Raw genomic sequence first — 19,329 nt, 5'->3', positions numbered from 1 at the left:
TATGAGCAATGGATTTAAATTTGATGCTAACAAACTACTTAATGCCTTAGTAAGTAGAGAAATGAAAACCAAAGCTGCACTAGGAGCTTATGCAGATACTTCATCTCAGTTACTAGAAAGTAATGCTAAAAATGATAGACCATGGAAAGACCATACTCATGAGGCTAAAAACAGGCTACATGGTAGTTGGGAATGGCAAGGAGATACTATAAGGATAGCACTTAGTCATGGAGTTGACTATGGATTATACTTAGAAAAAGGTACAGGACCACATGTTATAGAAGCAAGACCAGGAAGTTACTTATTTTGGGATGGAGCATCACATCCTGTTAAAAAAGTTAATCATCCAGGAAGTAGACCATATCCAATTATAATGCCAACTATAGAGAAATGTGGACCAAGTATTATAAGGGGTCTTGATGTGATTTTAAAGTAGGTGAAACATGTTTAAAAAAATATATAAACATTTAAAAAGTAAAGGTTTTAATGTGTATTCAATTGGGCAACATCAAGGATTATGCATAGAGCCTTTTTTAGTTATATTTGAAAAAGGCTCACTACAAACAACAGAAAAAAATATAATAAAAGATTTATTTGAGATATATGTATTTTATCCAATTGGACAGTATTCTAAAGTAAGTGAATACAAGACAAATATTGAAAATGTAATGGATGAAATAGTAGGAATAAAACAAGCTTATGAAGCTTTACCTATTCTTATAGATGATGAGAAACAAGCTTATTTTACAAGATTAAGTTATTATGAAAACAAACAAATTAGGAGGTAATAAATATGGCAGTACAAATATTAAATCAATACCCACTTACAGATGTTGTATTAGTTCAAATTGAAACAGTTGAACAAAATCCAGTTACATATACATTTGATACATCTGATGAGATAGGGACAGAGGAAATCATTTCTGAAGGTGAAGAATTAACATTAAAAATAAAGAAAAAAATAATAGCAAATAGAGCAGCAGAAGATACAAGCTTAGGATATGATTTAACATTAAAAGATAATGTATTTTGTCCAGAAATACTTCAAATAATGCAAGGTGGAACAATAGAAAAAGAGGAAGATGGTAGCTTTAAGAGATACTTAGCACCTGAAGTAGGAAAGACTTTTTCTAAGAAATCTTTTAAAACAATAATCTATAGTTCAGTTGTTGGACCAGGAGGAGATACTGGGCAATTTGCTAAGACTACTTTCCCAAATTGTAAAGGAAAATCTGTTCCACTAAACTTTAAAGATGGAGAATATTACTCAAATGAATATGTTATAAATAGTAGACCTAATACAGGGCAATCTCCTTATGAGGTTGAAATAGTAGAAGAGTTGCCTAATGGTTATGAAGCTACAAAAGTATTTTTAGATAGTGCATCTGTAGCAGGAGCAACAGCAGGAGATAAAAAGATAACAGGATTAACAGCAGGTAAAATATATAAGGTTACAGTTAATAGTAATATAAAATATACTTTAGCAGATGGAACATTAACAGATACTGAGTCTGATAAAGCAGCATTAACAGGAACAGAGATAATAGGATTAACAAATGGAGAAACATATAAGGTTGAAGAAGTTAGTGTAAGTATATAAATGGATTAAAGCTCTAGTAACTAACTAGAGCTTTTTTTAGAAAGGGGACACAAATATGAATGAACTTAAAGTAACAAGTTTAGAAGAACTAAAGAAAATAAAATTGACTGAGGTAATAGAAGTTGGAAGATTTTTAGATGGAACTATGTTAGTTGCAGAAGTAAAGCAACCTGACTTAATGGCTCTTGCAATGGCTGGTAAGATACCAAATAGTCTAATGACAGCATCAATGAGTCTAGTTGAAGAGAAGGAAAGTAAAGATAGTACAGGTGAAAAAGTACTAAAGAAGATGAATGATGAGTCTAATTTCTCAAAAGAAATGTTTGAAATGATGGATATAGTGGCTAAAGAAGTGTTAGTTAACCCTACATATGCTCAGATTAAAAAAATAGGATTGGAACTTTCTATTGAACAAAGATTAACATTGTTTAATCGTATTCAAGGAGGTACAAAGTCACTAGAAAACTTTCATCAAGAGTCCACAGATACTGAGGATTCTAAATCAAGTGATAATGTACAACAGGATGCCTAGTGAGATATTAAGAATTAAAGATGAATATACTTCTTTTTGTTTCGATGAAGCTTGTATGTTTTTAGTAGATGCTATAAAAAATGATAAAAAGCTTAAATTTGAAAATGATGAAAAGAAAACTATAGATAAAAATGAGAGAAAAACTTTTGTCCAAATAGCATTAGAGAAAAAGAAAAAAGTTAATAGGTAAAATATTCTAAATGAATAGAATAAATTAATGTTAATTTATGATATAATGATAATATAGATATTTTGCAGTGTTCAATTTCTTATATACATTGGATGTAATCATTGAAAGTACTATGATATAAGCATATTTTGTGATATATCAAAAACACTACTGGTTACTCACTGCAATTTTAATATGGTTTTATATGTGTAAGGATTTAAAATGCTCAATTTATTTTGGGGTATTATATTAACTATGTGGTATGTAAAGAAAGGATTTAATGAGGTTCAAATAACAACTAGTGATTGTACTATATTAACTATGTGGTATGTAAAGTTAGCTGTGCTATTCATAGTACTCATAATTTCATTAAGTATTATATTAACTATGTGGTATGTAAAGAAAGAAGAACGAATAAAAATTGAAACTAATGTAAGTGTATTATATTAACTAAGTGGTATGTAAAGGTCGGACTTATTATCATAGATATCCCTTTTGCCAAAAGTATTATATTAACTATGTGGTATGTAAAAATTGTTTTAAATTGATTAAGTACATCTGTTGATTTATATTATATTAACTATGTATTGTACAATTAAATTAAAAAATATATTTGAGTTAGAGAGGTAGTATTTTATGTCGTTATTTGGAAGTAAAATTACAAAAGAAGAAAAAGAGAAAAATCGAGAAGAAACTGCAAAGTATTATGAAAGACTTAAAAATATGACAAAAGAAGAAAAAAAAGAGTATGAAATTCAAGAATTTATGAAGAAATATCAGTTAGAAAATTTAGATGAAAAAGATTTAATAGTGTTAAAGAGAATAGCAAGTGATTTGTTTGGAAATGGTCTTATTAAGGCAGGTATGGCTTTAAGCTTTACTGATGCAAAGGAACAAGCAAAAATAGGATACCTTAGTGCTTTAACAGAACAAAATTGGATGATAATTAGACAGTTAGCTCAGTTGAATACCAATATAGAAAAACTTATAGAAGATAAAAAAGAATAAATTGAAAATAGCAATACAGACACTTACTTAAATAGTAGGTGTTTTTTTATATGGAATTTTGAGGAAGGGAGGGAAAAATATGTCCTTAGAATTAGGAACAGCAGTAGGTTATCTAGATTTAGATGGAGGGAAGTTTTTTAAAGCTCTTGCAGATGCAGCTAAACAACTTAGTCAATTTAATTCAAGTACAAAAACCACAGGTAGTGCAATGACAGCTATGGGAAAGCAAATTGCTGACACAGCAAATTCTTTGACACAAATAGGTAGACAATCAGCATTAGCAGCATCAGAATTAAATAAAATAGCATCAACTTCAAGTGGACCATTTTCATCACTAAAAAACTCTATAAAACAGACTGAGAATGAACTAAAAACAGCTAGAAACACAATAGATGCATATGCTCAAGGTATATCTAAACTTACAAGTGAAATAGATAAGTCGAAGCAAAAGTATACAGAAATAGGAAACAAAATAGAAAGATATGAACAACAATTAGAACGTTGTAACAGTATGTATGGAGAAAGTTCAGAGCAGTCACAAAGATATAGAGAAGCAATTGAAAGACTTAAAAATTCTCAAACTCAATTAGGTAATGAAATCGAAAATGGAGAAGATTCTTTAACTGATATGAGAACAGCTATGAATAATGCAGAGGCAGAAGCTAATAGACTTAGTGATTCATTAAGAAGTATGCCATTTGATGCTATTGGTGGCAAAATGAGAGATATTGGTCAAACACTAACTTCTACAGTTACAACTGGATTAGTTGCAATGGGAACAGCAGCAATAACAGCAGCTACAAACACAGAACAAGCAATGTCGATTGTTAATTCTATATTACAACTAAATACAGAAAAAGTTCAAGGTGGTAAAAGTGAGTGGGATGCTTATGCAAGCACATTAAAAGAAGGTGCTAATGAAATTGGAATGGCTTATGATGAATATGCTAACTCTGCATATAATGCGATATCTGCGAGTGTAAAGCAAGCAGATGTAACTGAATTCTTAGCACAAGCAGATAAACTAGCAACATCAGGTTTAACAGATTTAGCAAAAGCTACAGATGTGTTGACAACTATTCAAAATGCGTATGGGATGTCCCAAAAGGATATGGCTCATGTAAGTGATGTTCTTATACAGACCCAAAATAAAGGCAAAATTACGGTGGATGAGTTAGCAAGTTCTATGGGTAAAATAATTCCAACTGCAAAAAGTCTGAATGTATCAGTTGAGCAACTAGGAGCTGGATATGCTATATTAACTGCAAAAGGAATTGCTGGTGCAGAAGCAACAACTTACATGAATGCGATGTTCAATGAACTTGGGAAAAGTGGGAGTAAAGCAGATAAAATACTTAAAAAATTAACAGATAAAGGATTTGCTGATTTGCAAAAAGAAGGAAAATCAACAGCAGATGTATTATTAATATTAAATGATTATGCAAAGAAAAATAGCTTATCTCTATCAGACCTATTTGGCTCGGCAGAAGGTGCAAAGGCAGCTAATGTTTTACTAGGTGATGCAGTTAATGAAACTACAGGAGAAATAATTGAAGGTACAAAGAGTGCTGATTCATTTAATCAAATGCTTAATGATATGAAAAATTCTACTGGACTTTGTGATAAAGCGTTTGAGCAACTGGATAATACTACAAAGACTAAACTTGAAGATGCACTCAATTCAGCAAAGAATATGTTATCTGACTTAGGTGAAGTTATGATGCCTGTAGTTGCTAAAGTGGCTGAAATGGCAACTGCTTTTATGAAAAGTGTCAGCGAAATGGCAAAGAGTAATCCTAGTTTCTCTAGAATAATTGTATCGATAGGAGCTGTAGTCGCAGCAATAGGACCTTTATTAGTAGTCCTTGGGACAATGGCAATCACAATACCTAAGGCCATTGCTGCAATCGGTACAGCAGGAAAAGCATTTACATTTCTATCCACAAGTTTTGCTATTGCAAGAGAAATAATAACACCTGCAAGTGTAGGAGCAAGTGCAGGAATGATAAAAATGTCTAAGGCTATGACAGCATTAATGGGTCCCATGGGTTTAGTAGTAGCTGGGATAGTAGCTTTAGGAGTGGCTTTTGTAGCTTTAAATAAACACATGTCACAAGACTCAATTCAAGTTTCAGAAAGGTTTGGAAAAAACATATCAGATGGAACACAAAAAGCGGTTGGAGCTTTTATGGATTTGGAAGAACAAACAACAACAACCTTAAACCAAATGTTGTGGTCTGGAGAAACTGTTTCGACTGAAATGAAGGATACTTTAATAAGTAACTTTGACTCTATGTCTAGTCAAATAACATCAAAGTTAAATGAAACAAAAGAAAGCAGTAAAGCAACATTACAAGAAATGTTTGTTAGCTCAACCACTTTATCAGACAAAGAAAAAGAAGCTTTAATAAAAAATACTGATAAAGTTTATAGTAACAAAGAAAAGAAAGTAGAAGAAAGTACAGCTAGAGTAAAAGAAATTTTAACTAAAGCAAGTGAAGAAAATAGAAGTCTGACACAATTTGAAGCAGATGAAATAAATCGTATTAAAACAGAAATGTTAAATACAGCTGTAAATGTCATGTCTGAAAGTGAAGCAGAACAAGCAGCAATAATGGAAAAAATGAGAGCTAACGCTACAAATCTCTCAGCAAAACAAGCAGCAGATGTTGTGAAAAATTCTATAAAGCAAAGAGATGAAACTGTAAAATCAGCAAATGAAGAGTACAATGAGAGACTCAAGTTAGCAGCTCAACTTAGAGCTGAGGGCGGGAAAGAAAATGAAGAACTTGCAAATAAAGTAATTCAAGAAGCTACAAAACAAAAAGATGAAGCAGTAAAAAAAGCACAAGAAATGCACAAAGAAATTGTTTCAGAAGCTCAAAAACAAGCAGAAGGTCAAGTGGAAAAAATTGATTGGACAACAGGAGAAATAAAATCGAGATGGGAAGTATTAAGAGATGAAATCAAGAAGAATATTGATACATCTCAAAGCGATTTCGACACTTGGTGTAGTAATACAGACAAAGGATTCGCTGATACGTGGAATAAAATAACTCAAGGAGTTTCAAATGCTTGGAATAGCATAACAGAGAGTTTATCAAATGCATGGAGCAGTATAACAGAAGGATGCAACAGTTTGTGGACAAGTATATCTGAAGGTGTTAGCAATGTGTGGAATAGCATTTTAGAATGGACAACAACTATATGGACTAATATAACAAGTTTTTTAGGCGAGTTATGGGAAAGTATTAAAGAAATGGCTACAAACGCATGGAATGGTATTGTTAGTTCAGTAACAGATGCATGGAATAGTATAATAGAATTTTTAAGTCCAGTTATCTCATTCATTAGCGAAATGGTAAGTATGGCATGGGAATCAATTAAAGAAACAGCTACAACTATATGGCAATCTATTTCTGATATAATACAGAGCGTTTGGGATTTTATAAAGGCAATTATAGGACTTGGCGTGGAAATAGTAAAAGCATTAGTAAGAGCTGCGTGGCAAGGTATAAAAGATATAACTTCATCGATATGGGAAGGTATAAAAAGCGTAATACAAAGTGTTTGGGATGCAATAAAACCATATGTAATGGGTGCAGTAGATGCTGTAAAAGCAGTTGTAACAAATGCGTGGAATAGTATAAAGGATATATCAAGTACAATTTGGAATGGAATTAAGACAGTTGTAACAAACGCATGGAATGGAATAAAATCAATTGCTAGTAGTGTGTCGAATGCGGTCAAGTCGGTAGTGTCAAGTGCATGGAATGGAATAAAAAATGTAACATCTTCGATATGGAATGGAATCAAAACAGCAGTATCAAATGCATGGAATAATATTAAATCGAGTGCTACAAGCTCAGTATCAAATGTAAAAAATACAACAACATCAGGGTTTAATTCCTTAAAATCAGCGGTTACAACTATATGGAATAATATAAAAACAGCAATATCAAATGTATGGAGTAATATAAAAACAGCAGTAAGTAATGGTGCAAATGCAGTAAAATCAGTATGTTCAAGTGTATTTAGTACAATATCTAATATTTTGACAGCTCCATTTAAAGCTGCACAAAAAGCAATAAGCGGTATACTTGGAGGAATTACAAGTAAAATAAATGGAATAAAAGATAAAGTAAGTGGACTTTTTAGAAGTGGTTCTATGATTCCTCAAAATAGCAATAATTTTATTCAGCAAGATATGTTACCAACACCAAGGATGTTTAAAGCATCAATAGAAGGTTTTGCATCAAGTAGAGGAAGTATACTAGACTCTATCAGCAAACTTTCTAATACTATGATAAAAGGCATGGGTAGTTCATCAGGAATAGTTTCACAATTTGGTAATGCAGGAAAAAATTCAGCAAAAGCATATTTAGATGGATTATCAAACATAGAAGAAGGATTAACAAATACACTCAGAACAGTCCAAACAATAATAGGTAATGGAAACATAAAAGAAGCTCAAGAAATTAAGAAGTTTAATAAAGAAGTTCAAAAACTACAAGAAGAAAAAGCTGAAGAAATAGCAGAATTAGATAAAGAACATAAGAAAAAACAAAAAGAAAGAAATGAAAAAGAAAACGAAGAAATAAAGGAAGCAGAAGCAAAGAAATATAAGAATAAAAAAGAAAAATTAGCAGCTTTAAAGAAGATTAAAGATAAATATAATAAGGAGTCTGTAAAAGACCAAGAAGAATATAGAGAAAAACTTGAAAAAATAAATAAAAAGTATGATAAAAAAGAAAAAGAAGATACTGAAAAGCATCAAGAAGAACTACAAAAACTCAGAGAAGAGAAAATAAAAGCTGAAAGAGATTTCAATAAAAAATATAATGATATTAAAGAAGATTATGCTGAAAAAGTAGCAAACTTAGATAAGAAATATATTGAGGACCAAAAGAAACTAAATGAAGAATATCAAAAGATATATGACTCAAGAGTAAAATCTTTAATGGATTATACAGACTTATTTTCTTCTGTAACATTTGAAGAAATTGACAATGATGAGTTAATGGAAAACCTAGAAGAGCAAGTTGATGTACTTAGAAAATGGGACACTGATATGGCAGATTTATCTACAAAAGTAGGTAAAGATTTGTATGAGGAACTATTAGCTAAAGGACCACAAGCTCATAATGAAATAGAAGCCATTAATAAGATGTCAAAAGAGCAACTAGAAGAATACGAAAGATTATACAAAGAAAAGAAGAAAATAGCTGAAAGAAGAGCTAAAGAAGATACAGAAGATGAAAAGTATAGAATAGAAAAAGAAATTGAAGAATTGAAAAAAACTTATGATGCAGAGTATAGAAAACTAGGTCAAGAAATGCAAAGAAGTATAGAGGAACAAATTGAAAGTTTTAAGGATAAATTTGGAGTAGTACCAAATATGTTTATGGAAACAGGCAAAGATTCTATGCAAGGTATGATAGATGGGATTAAATCTATGCAAGGAGCATTGGGTAAGGTTTTAAGTGACATAGTTAATTCTATAAATAAACAACTTTCTAATATAGGATTTAAAGATGTAAATATACCTATAGGAGGAAGAAAAGAAGCAGCAAGGTTTAGAAATGAAATAGAAAACTTACAAAGTATAGCATACTCAGATACTCTAGCAAGAGGGATAGCCTCAAATAATTTACTGAAGGATGCAACTGTTAATATAAATAATAATAGTAAAGTTGATAACGAAAAAAGTAGTGATAAAAGAGTTGAGTTAACTTTACATATAGAAAAGTTTATAAATAATACTAAACAAGATATAGAGCAAATAGGTTCTGAAATAGCATTTATTACAAATCGAAAATTAAAGTTTTAGAGTTACAAATACCTTTGTAATATCCAAATTGTGGTATAATAACTTTAGCAAGAAGATGAAACCTATAATCTAAGAGTGGAGTTCATACTGAGATAAAACCTACTTTCTAATGAAAGGAGGTGGTAAGTATGAACAACTTTTTACTTAATGTAATAGCTGGTATTATTGCCAGTTTAATATTTTGCTTAATAAGTAAGATATTTGCAAAAGTAAAAAGCCACTCTGTGCGAAAGAGTGGCTGGGAGTTTGATTTAAAAATCAAATTCCATAAAAAATAATTAGCTTTTAATTATGAACTCCGCTCTACTGACAATAGATTGTAGTTCTTCTTGCTTTTATTATATCACATTTTGATAAAAATATGCAAAGTAAATGGAAGGTGATGTATCAAAAGAAAAATTTGAAGCATCTCTTTTTTTATGTATAGGAGGTGATAATTTGGCTTTACAATACTGTGTTAGTGAAAATGAACTAGTTTCTTTTCAATATGGAAAAATAAATAGTAGAGATTTTGGTATTGTAATTACAGATATTAATGAACTTGCATCACCAGAACGTAGGTTTGAAAGAATAGAGATACCAGGGAGGAATGGCAGTCTTATTTTAGATGAAGGTTGTTATAGTAATTTTAATCTTGAAATAGAATGTTATATAGATGTAGATGGTAAAGATATTAACATACTAGCATCTGAAATAAAGATGTGGTTACAAACAGACTTTTCCTATAAAAATCTTATTATAAGTAGTGACCCAAACTATTATAGAGAAGCAGTTTGTATTAATAAACTTGATTTAGAAGAAGTTATAAAAGATTTAGGATATTTTAAGATTACATTTGAATGCAAACCACTCAAAAAACAGTTAATTAGTAATTTAATTACAATAAATGAATCAAATTCTAAGTTAATAAATACTGGAATGGCTTCGTATCCTCTTATAAAAGTATTTGGAAATGGTGATATAGAATTAAAAATAAATAATGAAATAATAGAACTTACAGAAGTTCAGGGACATATATATATTGATTGTGAATTTATGAATGCTTATAAGATAGATATTCATACAAATGATATAGTTAATGAGAATAGTAGAATGTTTGGAGATTTTCCAGCATTTGAACATGGTGAAAATATAATAACATACACTGGAGATGTAGAAAAAATAGAGATAGAACCTAGATGGGTGGTGTCATAGATTGCTTAGGTTATATAATGCAAATGAAACAAATTTTAAAAACAATGGATTAGGAATATTAAAAGATGCAGTTGAAGCAAAGGTTACAGAAGAATTAAATGGGTTGTTTGAGTTAGAGTTTACATATTATGTGGGCTCTTTTTTATTTGATGAAATTGATTATAATAAAATAGTTATGGCTGATGCTTCTCCAAAACTTAAAAATCAGTTATTTAGGATTTACTATATTTCTAAAGAACTTGATGGAAAAATATTAGTTAAAGCAGAACATATTAGTTATGACTTGTTAAATAATTTTATAGAGACTTTAGAACTTAAAAATGTTACTTGTGAGGAGGTTCTTAATAAAATATTTAGGTCCTGTACTGAAGAAAATAGATTTGTAGGATATTCAGATATAACTGGAAATAAAGATTTTTCAATATCATGTGTAAGTCCACACAATGCTATATCTGATATTAAAGAGTTATTTAACAACAAATCTAAATTAAAAAGAGATAATTTTAATATAAGTTTATTAAATAATATTGGAGAAAGTAATAATGTATTACTAGCATATAGGAAAAATATAACAGGTCTTACAGCAACTTATGATACACAGGAAGTCATAACTAAGATATATCCATATGCAACTAAAAAAAGTGGTAAAAATAAGAAAATTACACTATCAGAAAAATATATAGAAAGCAAATATATAAATAATTATCCAACTCAAAGAATTGTTGCAGTTGATTTTACAGATGATGATGTGAAAAATGAAGAAAGCTTAAGGAATAAGTGCAAAGATTATTTTGTTAAAAATAGTGTTGATTTACCTAAAGTTACTTACAAAGTTGAATTTGTAGATTTATCAACTACAGAAGATTATAAAAGTTATAAGATGCTTGAGACTGTTAATATGGATGATGAAATAATAGTTAGAGATTATAACTTAGGTATTAATGCTACTGCAAGGGTAGTAAAAACTGAATATAATCCAGTATTAAAGAAATACAATTCGGTTGAAATTGGTGACTTAGTAAATCATTTTAAAGATGAAAGAATAGATGATTTAGAAGATAAGATAGATAAAGTTCAAAATAATGTTGATAATATTGTAATTGAAAGTGATAACTTTCCAGATACACTTCCTGAGCCTTCAAATGTCACAGCATTAGGGTTATGGAGTATGATTCAGTTAGATTGGACTTTTGATAATAAATTATATTATAACTATGAGGTATATGCATCCCAAATAAAAGGATTTGAACCAGATACTATAGGATATACAAACAGGATATATGTAGGTCAAGCAAGTTCATTACTCCATGAAGTTAAGCCTATGCAGACTTGGTATTATAGAGTAAGGGCAGGAAATACACATGATAACTATAATGAATTTTCAAGTGAAGTTAGTGCAACAACTAGAAAATTAAGTGATGCAGCTGAATATTTTGAAGAAGCAGCTATAGGTCATGCAGTTATAAGAGATTTAGATGCAGATAAGATAAATGTAGGAAAAGTAAAAGGGCAGTATATTGAAGCTAAAAATTTAGTTGTGGTTGATGGAAACAGCCAAACAACTTTAAATATAGACAGTTTTGGAAATGTTCATATAGGTGCAACAACATTTACATTAAAAGGCAAGTCACTGGAGTCTATTATTGGTGGAGAAATAGATAATATAACTCAACTTGAGATATTTAATAAATTAACTAATAATGGTCTTGCTAAGGGACTATATATGGTTGGGAATGAGTTATACCTAAATGCTAGTTATATAAAAACTGGTACTTTAGAAGGGCAATTTATAAATGGTAGAAATTTAACTGTGAGAGATAATGATGGATATACAACGCTACAAGTCGATAGTAATGGAAAAGTCAATATAAGAGCTAATGAGTTATCTATAGGTGATAAAAACAACTATGAAAGTGTTTTAACTAGTGACCAAAAAGCAGTATTTGATGCATTAACAGGGAACCGAAATTGTGGAATATATTTAAGTGGAAGTAGATTATATATAAATGCTGATTATATAGATACAGGTACTATTTTATGTGACAGAATAGGTGCTAGTTCATCAAATCCAAGAATACTACTTTTTTCAGGTAATGGAGCTGAATGTGCAATAGATGCTACTGCATTAAATGGAGTTGGTATAGGTAAATCAATTAGGTTCCAGTATGATAGAAGTCACTATGTAGCTGTAGATGGCTCTTCAATAAATTTTTACATAGGTAGTACAACTATTTACAATAACTTTTCTCGTTCAAGCGTTTATTTTTATCAAGATGATATAAGGTGGGATAGTGCACAATTTGATATGTCTGGTGCGTTAAGGTTATATACTGAAAGTGGTGAAACTGGTTTTGTAGCATGGGATGATGGTAATGCTGCTATTTATTGTAGAGGAATAGAAAGACATGCTTTTTATAAAGATGGGGATAAAAATGGAGGTTCTATTGAAATTGATGGAACTATTTTTGGTATGTCACCAGTTGATAGCCCTCAAATCTTAATAGAGGATATTTTATTTGATATAGAAGTAGAGGAAACAGGAACTATAGTTAAATTAGACAATACCTATGCTAAGACTATTTCAAGATATGCAGTATTTCCTTCTAATGGAAAAGTTGAAGTTATAGAAAAGCAAGATGGATATTTTAAAGTATCTGGATATACTGGGAAAGTAGATTTTAGCGTAAAGGGAAGTAGAATTGATAAAGAACATGAATATTTTAAAATAATGGGAGGAGAAGAACAACATGGCAATTTCTAAGGATATAACAAATGCAATGGGTCAAACTGCTAACTATTGGAGGATAACAACAATAAATAGTAGTTATGGTGCAAAAAAGTGTAATGTATTTATTGCTGGATATAAAGATGAGCAAAGAAGGTTAGATAATAAGCAACCAATAATTGTTAAAAACTATATGATGAAGGAAGATGATTTTGCCTTATATTTAGATACAAATACACTAGATATAAGTGGAGTAAATCAAGTCCAAGCTTGCTACAATTGGTTAAAAGAAAGTGTTGAAGAGTTTAAGGGAGGAATAGATGCATAGAGAGGATGTGATAAATCTTGAGAGATAGAATTTATATTGTAGACATCAATACAAAGATGTATCAAATAGCTAGATATAAGCAAAATGACAACGATGTATTTTATAACATGAGGATAGTACAGGATTCTATAGATGTTGACTTAACTGGATATACAGCATTAGCATTTTTTAGTTTACCAAGTGGAAGAGTTACTCAGAAAAATTGTACTATAGAAGGTTCAACTGTTTATACTGAATTAAGTCATATAGAGCTTTCAGAGGAAGGTGATGTTGCTTCTGAGATAACTTTATATAAAGATGACAAGGTAGTTACTACATTTTCTACAATAATAAAAGTTGAAAAAAGTATAAATAGAAATGCAATAGAGGATGAGCCTAGTTGGGATATAATAAAAGACATATTAAATGTATTAAGTTATGAAGAAGAAAGACAAGAAAATGAAAATGTAAGAAAATCTAATGAAGAAATTAGAATAAGTTCTGAAAATGTAAGAGTTGGTAATGAGAATATAAGAATTGAAAGTGAAAATCAAAGAAAAGATAATGAAGCTGAAAGATGTGAGAATGAGGAAACAAGAAAAACGCAAGAGCTTACCAGGGAAACTAATGAAGAAACTAGAAAGACAAATGAAATAACAAGGGAAGCAAATGAGGAATTTAGAAAGACAAATGAAACAACAAGAGAAGCAAATGAAGAGATAAGAAAAAATAATGAGATAGTCAGAGAGTCAAGTGAAGAAACTAGAAATACAAATGAAGAAACAAGAGAAAATAATGAGACAGTTAGAGAATCAAATGAGGGAATAAGAAAAACTAGTGAAGAAACAAGAGAATCAAATGAAAATACTAGAAAAGCAAGTGAAGAAGTAAGAAATACAAGTGAAGAAACAAGAGTTACTAATGAAGTAGATAGGCAAGAATCAGAAACTAAAAGGGAAGAAAGTGAAGAGCTTAGAAAAAGTAATGAAGAGATAAGAGAAGAAAATGAAGAACTAAGAAAAAGTAATGAAAATACTAGAAAAGCAAGTGAAGAAGTAAGAAATACTAGCGAAGAAACTAGAAATATAAATGAAGAAGCTAGAAAAACAAGTGAAGAATTAAGAAAAAATAATGAAATAACTAGAAATACAAATGAAGAAGCTAGAAAAGTTAGTGAAACAACAAGGGAAACTAATGAAGAAACAAGAAAAACAAATGAAATAACAAGACAAAGTTCAGAAACTAAAAGAGAAGAGAATGAAAAACTAAGAAAAAGTAATGAGGAAACTAGAGAATTAAATGAATCAACTAGGCAAACATCTATAATTAATATGCAGAAAAAAGTAGATGATAAAGTAGATGAGGTTGATAATAAAATAATTGAAGTAGATACTGCTAAAACAGATATGACAACCACTGTTAGCAATAAAATAACTGAGTTTGAAAAAAGGTTCAATGAATTAGAAAATTTAGATACAGCGGGAGAAATAGTACAATCAAAAGAAACAACAGATGGTCAGATAAAAGATACTTTAAAAGAGAGGTTAACTTATGATTTTAATAAACTAGATTTAAAGATAGAGCAACTTATTGCTGGTGGAATAAATGTAGCATTTAATAAATCATATGATACATCTGAATGGATTGAAGTTGATGGAGGATTTGAACTTTCAGTAGAGCATAATCTTGTTACTCAAAAAATACTAGTATCTTCTATAGATAAACTTAATAAGAAAAGTTTGATTACATCTTATAAAATTATAGACGATAATAATATAGTATTGTTTAATGAAATTGCTATAGATATTGAAATTACTGTAGTTAATGGTGGTTCAACTATTGAACTTATAAAATTCACTATTAATGATGATATAGAATCTCTTGAAAGTACTTACTCTAGCATAGAGATAAAAAGACTATTAAAAGATGGATTAGATAAAAAAGCCAATTTAGAACATGTTCATGATATATATGTTGAAAAAGTAGAAGGAAAAGTACTTTCTACAGAAGATTATACAACTGAAGAAAAAGAAAAACTTTCTGAATTAGATACTTTTAAAAATAAAGAGACAAAATTTAATACAAATGGCTCTATAACAGAGGTATTAGATAATAATATCAAGTATATTACAAAGTTTAATGCTAATGGTTCTATATCAAAAGAAAAATATATAAATGATATATTAATCAGTACAACAATAACTAATTTTGAAAATGGAATGATACAAGAATCTGTTACAAGTGAAGGGGTGATTTAATGAGCTGGTCAGAGGTATATAAGGTAAACAGTGACATACAAGGCGAACCTTTGAATTTTTTAAACTATTTGAATGATTTAAAACTAAATGAACTAGACAGTTATGTACTTTATGATGGTAATATTAGAATATGGGAAGAGTTATATTTAAACAGTTTATATTTATTTTCTAATCGAGGAATTAGAGCAGTAGTATATGCAGCTTTTTCAGAAACGGATATTGATAATCTATTTGATAAAAGTACCAAGTTAGGAGAACAATTAAATGCTTTTTATAGAACAGATATATTTAGTCTAGGAAATGCTGATAATGTAGTAAAAGGAATGACTGTAGAGCATTATAATTCATTAGAGGAAAAATTTAAAGCAGGATATGATAGATATGTTACAAGGGAACAAGAAAAGTCAAGCATAGGCACATGGTTTAATTCTACTTTCGATTTAAATAATACTGATTTAGAAAGTATTACAACTATAGAGGAAATATTGGCAAATACAGAAGTTACTAATGCAATACTTAATAATAGTAATGCAATAGTAGCTTTAACTATGTGTGAATCTAGCATGGATGCAATAGTGTCAAGTAGTAATGCTATGGATTTACTTGGACAATATATTTTAAGAGTTACAACAGAACCAGCAGTTGTGAAGGCAATTCTAAAAAATAATGTAATGAGAGAAGCTATAATCAATAGTACTGAAGCAATGACCCATATAGCAATAAATCATGAATCAGTTAGGATGATATTTGAGAATTTAGAAGCTACACAGTTACTATTAGCTAATCAAGATACATTAGATTTAGTTTTAGCAAATATAAATGTTATTAGACTTGTACTTACAAAAATTTTAGAAACTCATAATAGTATATTTAAGTTAGATATAAATACTTTAATAACAAATATGACTAGTATGATTAATTCAACTAACATAGAATACAAAGATAAGATTTTTCCTATAGTTGAAAATATGAATACTAATTTTATAAGTGTAAAAGATTTATTATCAAATAATAACCTAGACAAAAATAATATAATTGCTATATTTCAATGCATAGAAAATAATTTAAGTGTTATAACAGCTTTATCAAGTGACGAAGTAGCTTTTAATTCTATCAAAGAAATTGATTTAGCTATAGCAAAAACCGCAGCGAAGCTAGCGGAGATAGACAATATAAATATCAACACTTCGGATGCGTTAGCTAGAAGTGATAAATACATGAATGCTGTGGCAAGCTCACAAATAGCAATGAATGCTGTGGCAAGCTCACAAATAGCAATGAATGCTGTGGCAAGCTCACAAATAGCAATGAATGCTGTGGCAAGCTCACAAATAGCAATGAATGCTGTGGCAAGCTCACAAATAGCAGTAAACACAATAATAAATAATAAAGGGTTCTTGAACATAGTAATCTCTAGCTCGACAGCCATGTCTGCCATCGCTAAAAGTAATATTAGTTTACAAGCTTTCAATAAAGCTATTTGGGATAATAGACTTGATTCAAAAATGGAAACTACATTATTAAATTCTAGTAGTTTTACACGAACATTTAATTATCAATCAGATTCTTGGATAAAATCTAATACTGGTACAAGCACAGGAGCATACTCTCAAGGAGATATTATTACAAAGCCAAATAAAATATTCATATTAAAATATACTACTAATAGTGATAATGGAACAATTACTATTAATGCAGATGGATTCACTCAAACTGGTACAGATGGTAATGGTTCTGGTACACCAGGAACATTCCCAGGAATTTTGAGTCATTATGATGCTGAGTTAACTTGTTACTGTAGAGTATATTTTGGTAAAGTAAATGTTCAAATAAGTACTGCTGGTGATTACTATTATGGAGATATATTTACAGCAAAATAAATTTAATATAAGAAAGAAGGTGACAAATTGTTAAATGAAGATGTAGTAAAAAATATTAATAAACTAAATAATGAACAGGATAATATTAACCTAGAACTTAGTAAGAAAGCGAGTAAAGAAGATTTAGATAAATTAATTCAAGGTGGTACTAATATAGCAACATCTAAGCTTATAGTTGAAGATGATTGGATTTTAGAAGACGATAATTATAAAACTTTAGTTGAGCACAACCTTGTAACAAGAAAGATACTTGTAAATGTAATAGATGCTACTACAGATGAATCTATATTAGCATCATATAAAATAATTGATGATAATAAAATAGAACTTTTTAATGAATCTAATGTTGAATGTGAATGTATAGTTGTAAATGGAAACTCTGCTATAAACATTGTAACAGCTAATAAAATAACTATAGATGATACAGCTGATAATTTTGAAAGTAGTACTGTGGAAGGTGCTTTGGGAGAACTTTTTCAGTCTGTCAGTAATGGAAAAGAATTAATCGCTACTGCTATTACTGACAAAAAAGTTCCAACTAATAGTAGTGATACATTTCAAACTATGGCAAGTAATATTAGTAATATAAAACAAATACCTGATATGCCTGATGATGTTGAAGAAATATGGAAACTTACAAGGCATTTTAATAGTGTAAATTCAGTATGTGCAGATTCACAAAACAATATATATAGTGGTAGTTCTGATAATACTGTGAGAAAAATATCTTTTCAAGGAACTGAAATATGGAAATTTACTGGTCATACTAATACTGCACTTTCAGTATGTGTAGACTTGCAAAATAATGTTTATAGTGGTAGTTATGATAAAACTGTAAGAAAAATATCTTCTCAAGGAACTGAAATATGGAAATTTACTGGTCATACTGGTACTGCACTTTCAGTATGTGTAGACTTACAAAATAATGTTTATAGTGGTAGTAGTGATAATACAGTAAGAAAAATATCTCTAAGTGGTGTTGAAATATGGAAATTTACTGGTCATGCGAGTAGTGTATATTCAGTATGTTTAGATTTACAAAATAATATATATAGTGGTAGTTATGATAGAACTGTAAGAAAAATATCTTCTAATGGAAATGAAATATGGAAATTTACTGGTCATACTGATAGCTTAAATTCAATATGTGCAGACTCACAAGATAATATTATTAGTAGTAGTGCTGATAGAACTGTAAGAAAAATATCTCTAAGTGGTGTTGAAATATGGAAATTTACTGGTCATGCGAGTAGTGTATATTCAGTATGTACAGATTCACAAAATAATATATATAGTGGTAGTTCTGATAAAACTGTAAGAAAAATATCTTTTCAAGGAACTGAAATATGGAAATTTACTGGTCATACTAATAGTGTAAATTCAGTATGTGTAGATTCACAAAACAATATATATAGTGGTAGTTCTGATAATACTGTGAGAAAAATACAACAGAATTTAGGTGTTTTAGTTACAAAAGACAATCAAAATGAGATACACAAAGTAACTAAATTAGATACTATTGTGAAAGAGGTGTTACCTGCACCTACTGAAGTATGGGATAAAATCCAAGGTGGTTATGTATATTCAATATGTATAGACCTAAATAATAATATTATTAGTGGAAATTATGATAGTATAGTAAAAAAAATATCTCCAAGTGGTGCTGAAATTTGGAGTTATAAAGGACATGGAGAGGGTATATATTCAGTATGTGTAGATTTACAGAATAATATATATAGTTGTAGTAGTGATATTACTTTGAGAAAAATATCTTCAAGTGGTGCTGAAATTTGGAGATTTACTGGGCATACAGGTACTGTACGTTC

The 19,329-nt window shown here is 29.6% G+C and carries 15 protein-coding genes; all 15 read left to right on the top strand.

Annotation, left to right across the window (positions count from 1 at the left end):
- Position 1 precedes the first annotated feature (1 nt).
- Positions 2 to 436: a hypothetical protein gene (locus tag IR151_RS19230; RefSeq protein ID WP_021426494.1), complete on the top strand. Its 435-nt coding sequence runs from the start codon at positions 2 to 4 to the stop codon at positions 434 to 436.
- A 7-nt stretch (positions 437 to 443) separates the two neighbouring features.
- Entirely contained in the window at positions 444 to 788 is a 345-nt protein-coding gene (locus IR151_RS19225) for a hypothetical protein (protein ID WP_227437478.1), read from the top strand.
- 5 nt (positions 789 to 793) lie between these two features.
- Positions 794 to 1,600 carry a hypothetical protein gene (locus tag IR151_RS19220; protein ID WP_054276807.1) on the top strand — a complete coding sequence of 269 codons (807 nt, stop codon included), beginning with the start codon at positions 794 to 796 and terminating at the stop codon, positions 1,598 to 1,600.
- A gap of 55 nt (positions 1,601 to 1,655) precedes the next feature.
- Complete coding sequence (locus tag IR151_RS19215) at positions 1,656 to 2,132, top strand: hypothetical protein (RefSeq protein WP_074076188.1); 477 nt, start codon at positions 1,656 to 1,658, stop codon at positions 2,130 to 2,132.
- A complete protein-coding gene (locus IR151_RS19210) occupies positions 2,107 to 2,322 on the top strand; it encodes a hypothetical protein (RefSeq protein ID WP_022619961.1) in 216 nt (71 codons plus the stop codon). The genes IR151_RS19215 and IR151_RS19210 overlap by 26 nt, the downstream gene beginning before the upstream one ends.
- 234 nt (positions 2,323 to 2,556) lie before the next feature.
- Positions 2,557 to 2,751: a hypothetical protein gene (locus tag IR151_RS20555; protein WP_413927376.1), complete on the top strand. Its 195-nt coding sequence runs from the start codon at positions 2,557 to 2,559 to the stop codon at positions 2,749 to 2,751.
- Between the two features lie 186 nt (positions 2,752 to 2,937).
- The gene (locus IR151_RS19205) at positions 2,938 to 3,309 is read left to right on the top strand and encodes a hypothetical protein (protein WP_021371998.1); all 372 of its coding nucleotides are present in this window, start codon (positions 2,938 to 2,940) and stop codon (positions 3,307 to 3,309) included.
- A 79-nt stretch (positions 3,310 to 3,388) separates the two neighbouring features.
- Positions 3,389 to 9,139, top strand: a complete 5,751-nt coding sequence (locus tag IR151_RS19200; protein ID WP_227437475.1) for a phage tail tape measure protein — start codon at positions 3,389 to 3,391, stop codon at positions 9,137 to 9,139.
- Positions 9,140 to 9,267: 128 nt separating this feature from the next.
- Positions 9,268 to 9,417, top strand: a complete 150-nt coding sequence (locus IR151_RS19195) for a type I toxin-antitoxin system toxin (protein WP_021426487.1) — start codon at positions 9,268 to 9,270, stop codon at positions 9,415 to 9,417.
- Positions 9,418 to 9,577: 160 nt separating this feature from the next.
- Positions 9,578 to 10,333, top strand: coding sequence for a distal tail protein Dit (locus IR151_RS19190; protein WP_227437473.1), 756 nt, complete (start codon positions 9,578 to 9,580; stop codon positions 10,331 to 10,333).
- A gap of 1 nt (position 10,334) precedes the next feature.
- On the top strand, positions 10,335 to 13,094 hold the full coding sequence (locus tag IR151_RS19185) for a phage tail spike protein (protein WP_227437472.1): 2,760 nt from the start codon (positions 10,335 to 10,337) through the stop codon (positions 13,092 to 13,094).
- The gene (locus IR151_RS19180) at positions 13,081 to 13,386 is read left to right on the top strand and encodes a hypothetical protein (protein ID WP_074145198.1); all 306 of its coding nucleotides are present in this window, start codon (positions 13,081 to 13,083) and stop codon (positions 13,384 to 13,386) included. Before IR151_RS19185 ends, IR151_RS19180 begins: the two co-directional genes overlap by 14 nt.
- 17 nt (positions 13,387 to 13,403) lie before the next feature.
- Entirely contained in the window at positions 13,404 to 15,623 is a 2,220-nt protein-coding gene (locus tag IR151_RS19175; RefSeq protein WP_227437470.1) for a hypothetical protein, read from the top strand.
- Complete coding sequence (locus IR151_RS19170; RefSeq protein ID WP_227437468.1) at positions 15,623 to 17,503, top strand: phage tail protein; 1,881 nt, start codon at positions 15,623 to 15,625, stop codon at positions 17,501 to 17,503. The genes IR151_RS19175 and IR151_RS19170 overlap by 1 nt, the downstream gene beginning before the upstream one ends.
- A gap of 27 nt (positions 17,504 to 17,530) precedes the next feature.
- Positions 17,531 to 19,329: hypothetical protein (locus tag IR151_RS19165; protein WP_227437467.1), on the top strand; the 1,799-nt coding region annotated here is incomplete at its 3' end.

The organism is Clostridioides sp. ES-S-0006-03, from assembly GCF_020662275.1.
Lineage (GTDB): Bacteria > Bacillota > Clostridia > Peptostreptococcales > Peptostreptococcaceae > Clostridioides.
Note: the sequence above shows the minus strand (reverse complement) of the source record. Positions and strands in the feature narration are given on the sequence as shown.

Excerpts from the sequence above, each read along its gene's own strand:
- IR151_RS19230 (WP_021426494.1), top strand. The coding sequence starts at position 2 with ATGAGCAATGGATTTAAATTTGATGCTAACAAACTACTTAATGCCTTA.
- IR151_RS19220 (WP_054276807.1), top strand. The coding sequence starts at position 794 with ATGGCAGTACAAATATTAAATCAATACCCACTTACAGATGTTGTATTA.
- IR151_RS19195 (WP_021426487.1), top strand. The coding sequence starts at position 9,268 with ATGAACAACTTTTTACTTAATGTAATAGCTGGTATTATTGCCAGTTTA.
- IR151_RS19170 (WP_227437468.1), top strand. The coding sequence starts at position 15,623 with ATGAGCTGGTCAGAGGTATATAAGGTAAACAGTGACATACAAGGCGAA.
- IR151_RS19205 (WP_021371998.1), top strand. The coding sequence starts at position 2,938 with ATGTCGTTATTTGGAAGTAAAATTACAAAAGAAGAAAAAGAGAAAAAT.
- IR151_RS20555 (WP_413927376.1), top strand. The coding sequence starts at position 2,557 with ATGTGGTATGTAAAGAAAGGATTTAATGAGGTTCAAATAACAACTAGT.
- IR151_RS19215 (WP_074076188.1), top strand. The coding sequence starts at position 1,656 with ATGAATGAACTTAAAGTAACAAGTTTAGAAGAACTAAAGAAAATAAAA.
- IR151_RS19180 (WP_074145198.1), top strand. The coding sequence starts at position 13,081 with ATGGCAATTTCTAAGGATATAACAAATGCAATGGGTCAAACTGCTAAC.
- IR151_RS19200 (WP_227437475.1), top strand. The coding sequence starts at position 3,389 with ATGTCCTTAGAATTAGGAACAGCAGTAGGTTATCTAGATTTAGATGGA.
- IR151_RS19225 (WP_227437478.1), top strand. The coding sequence starts at position 444 with ATGTTTAAAAAAATATATAAACATTTAAAAAGTAAAGGTTTTAATGTG.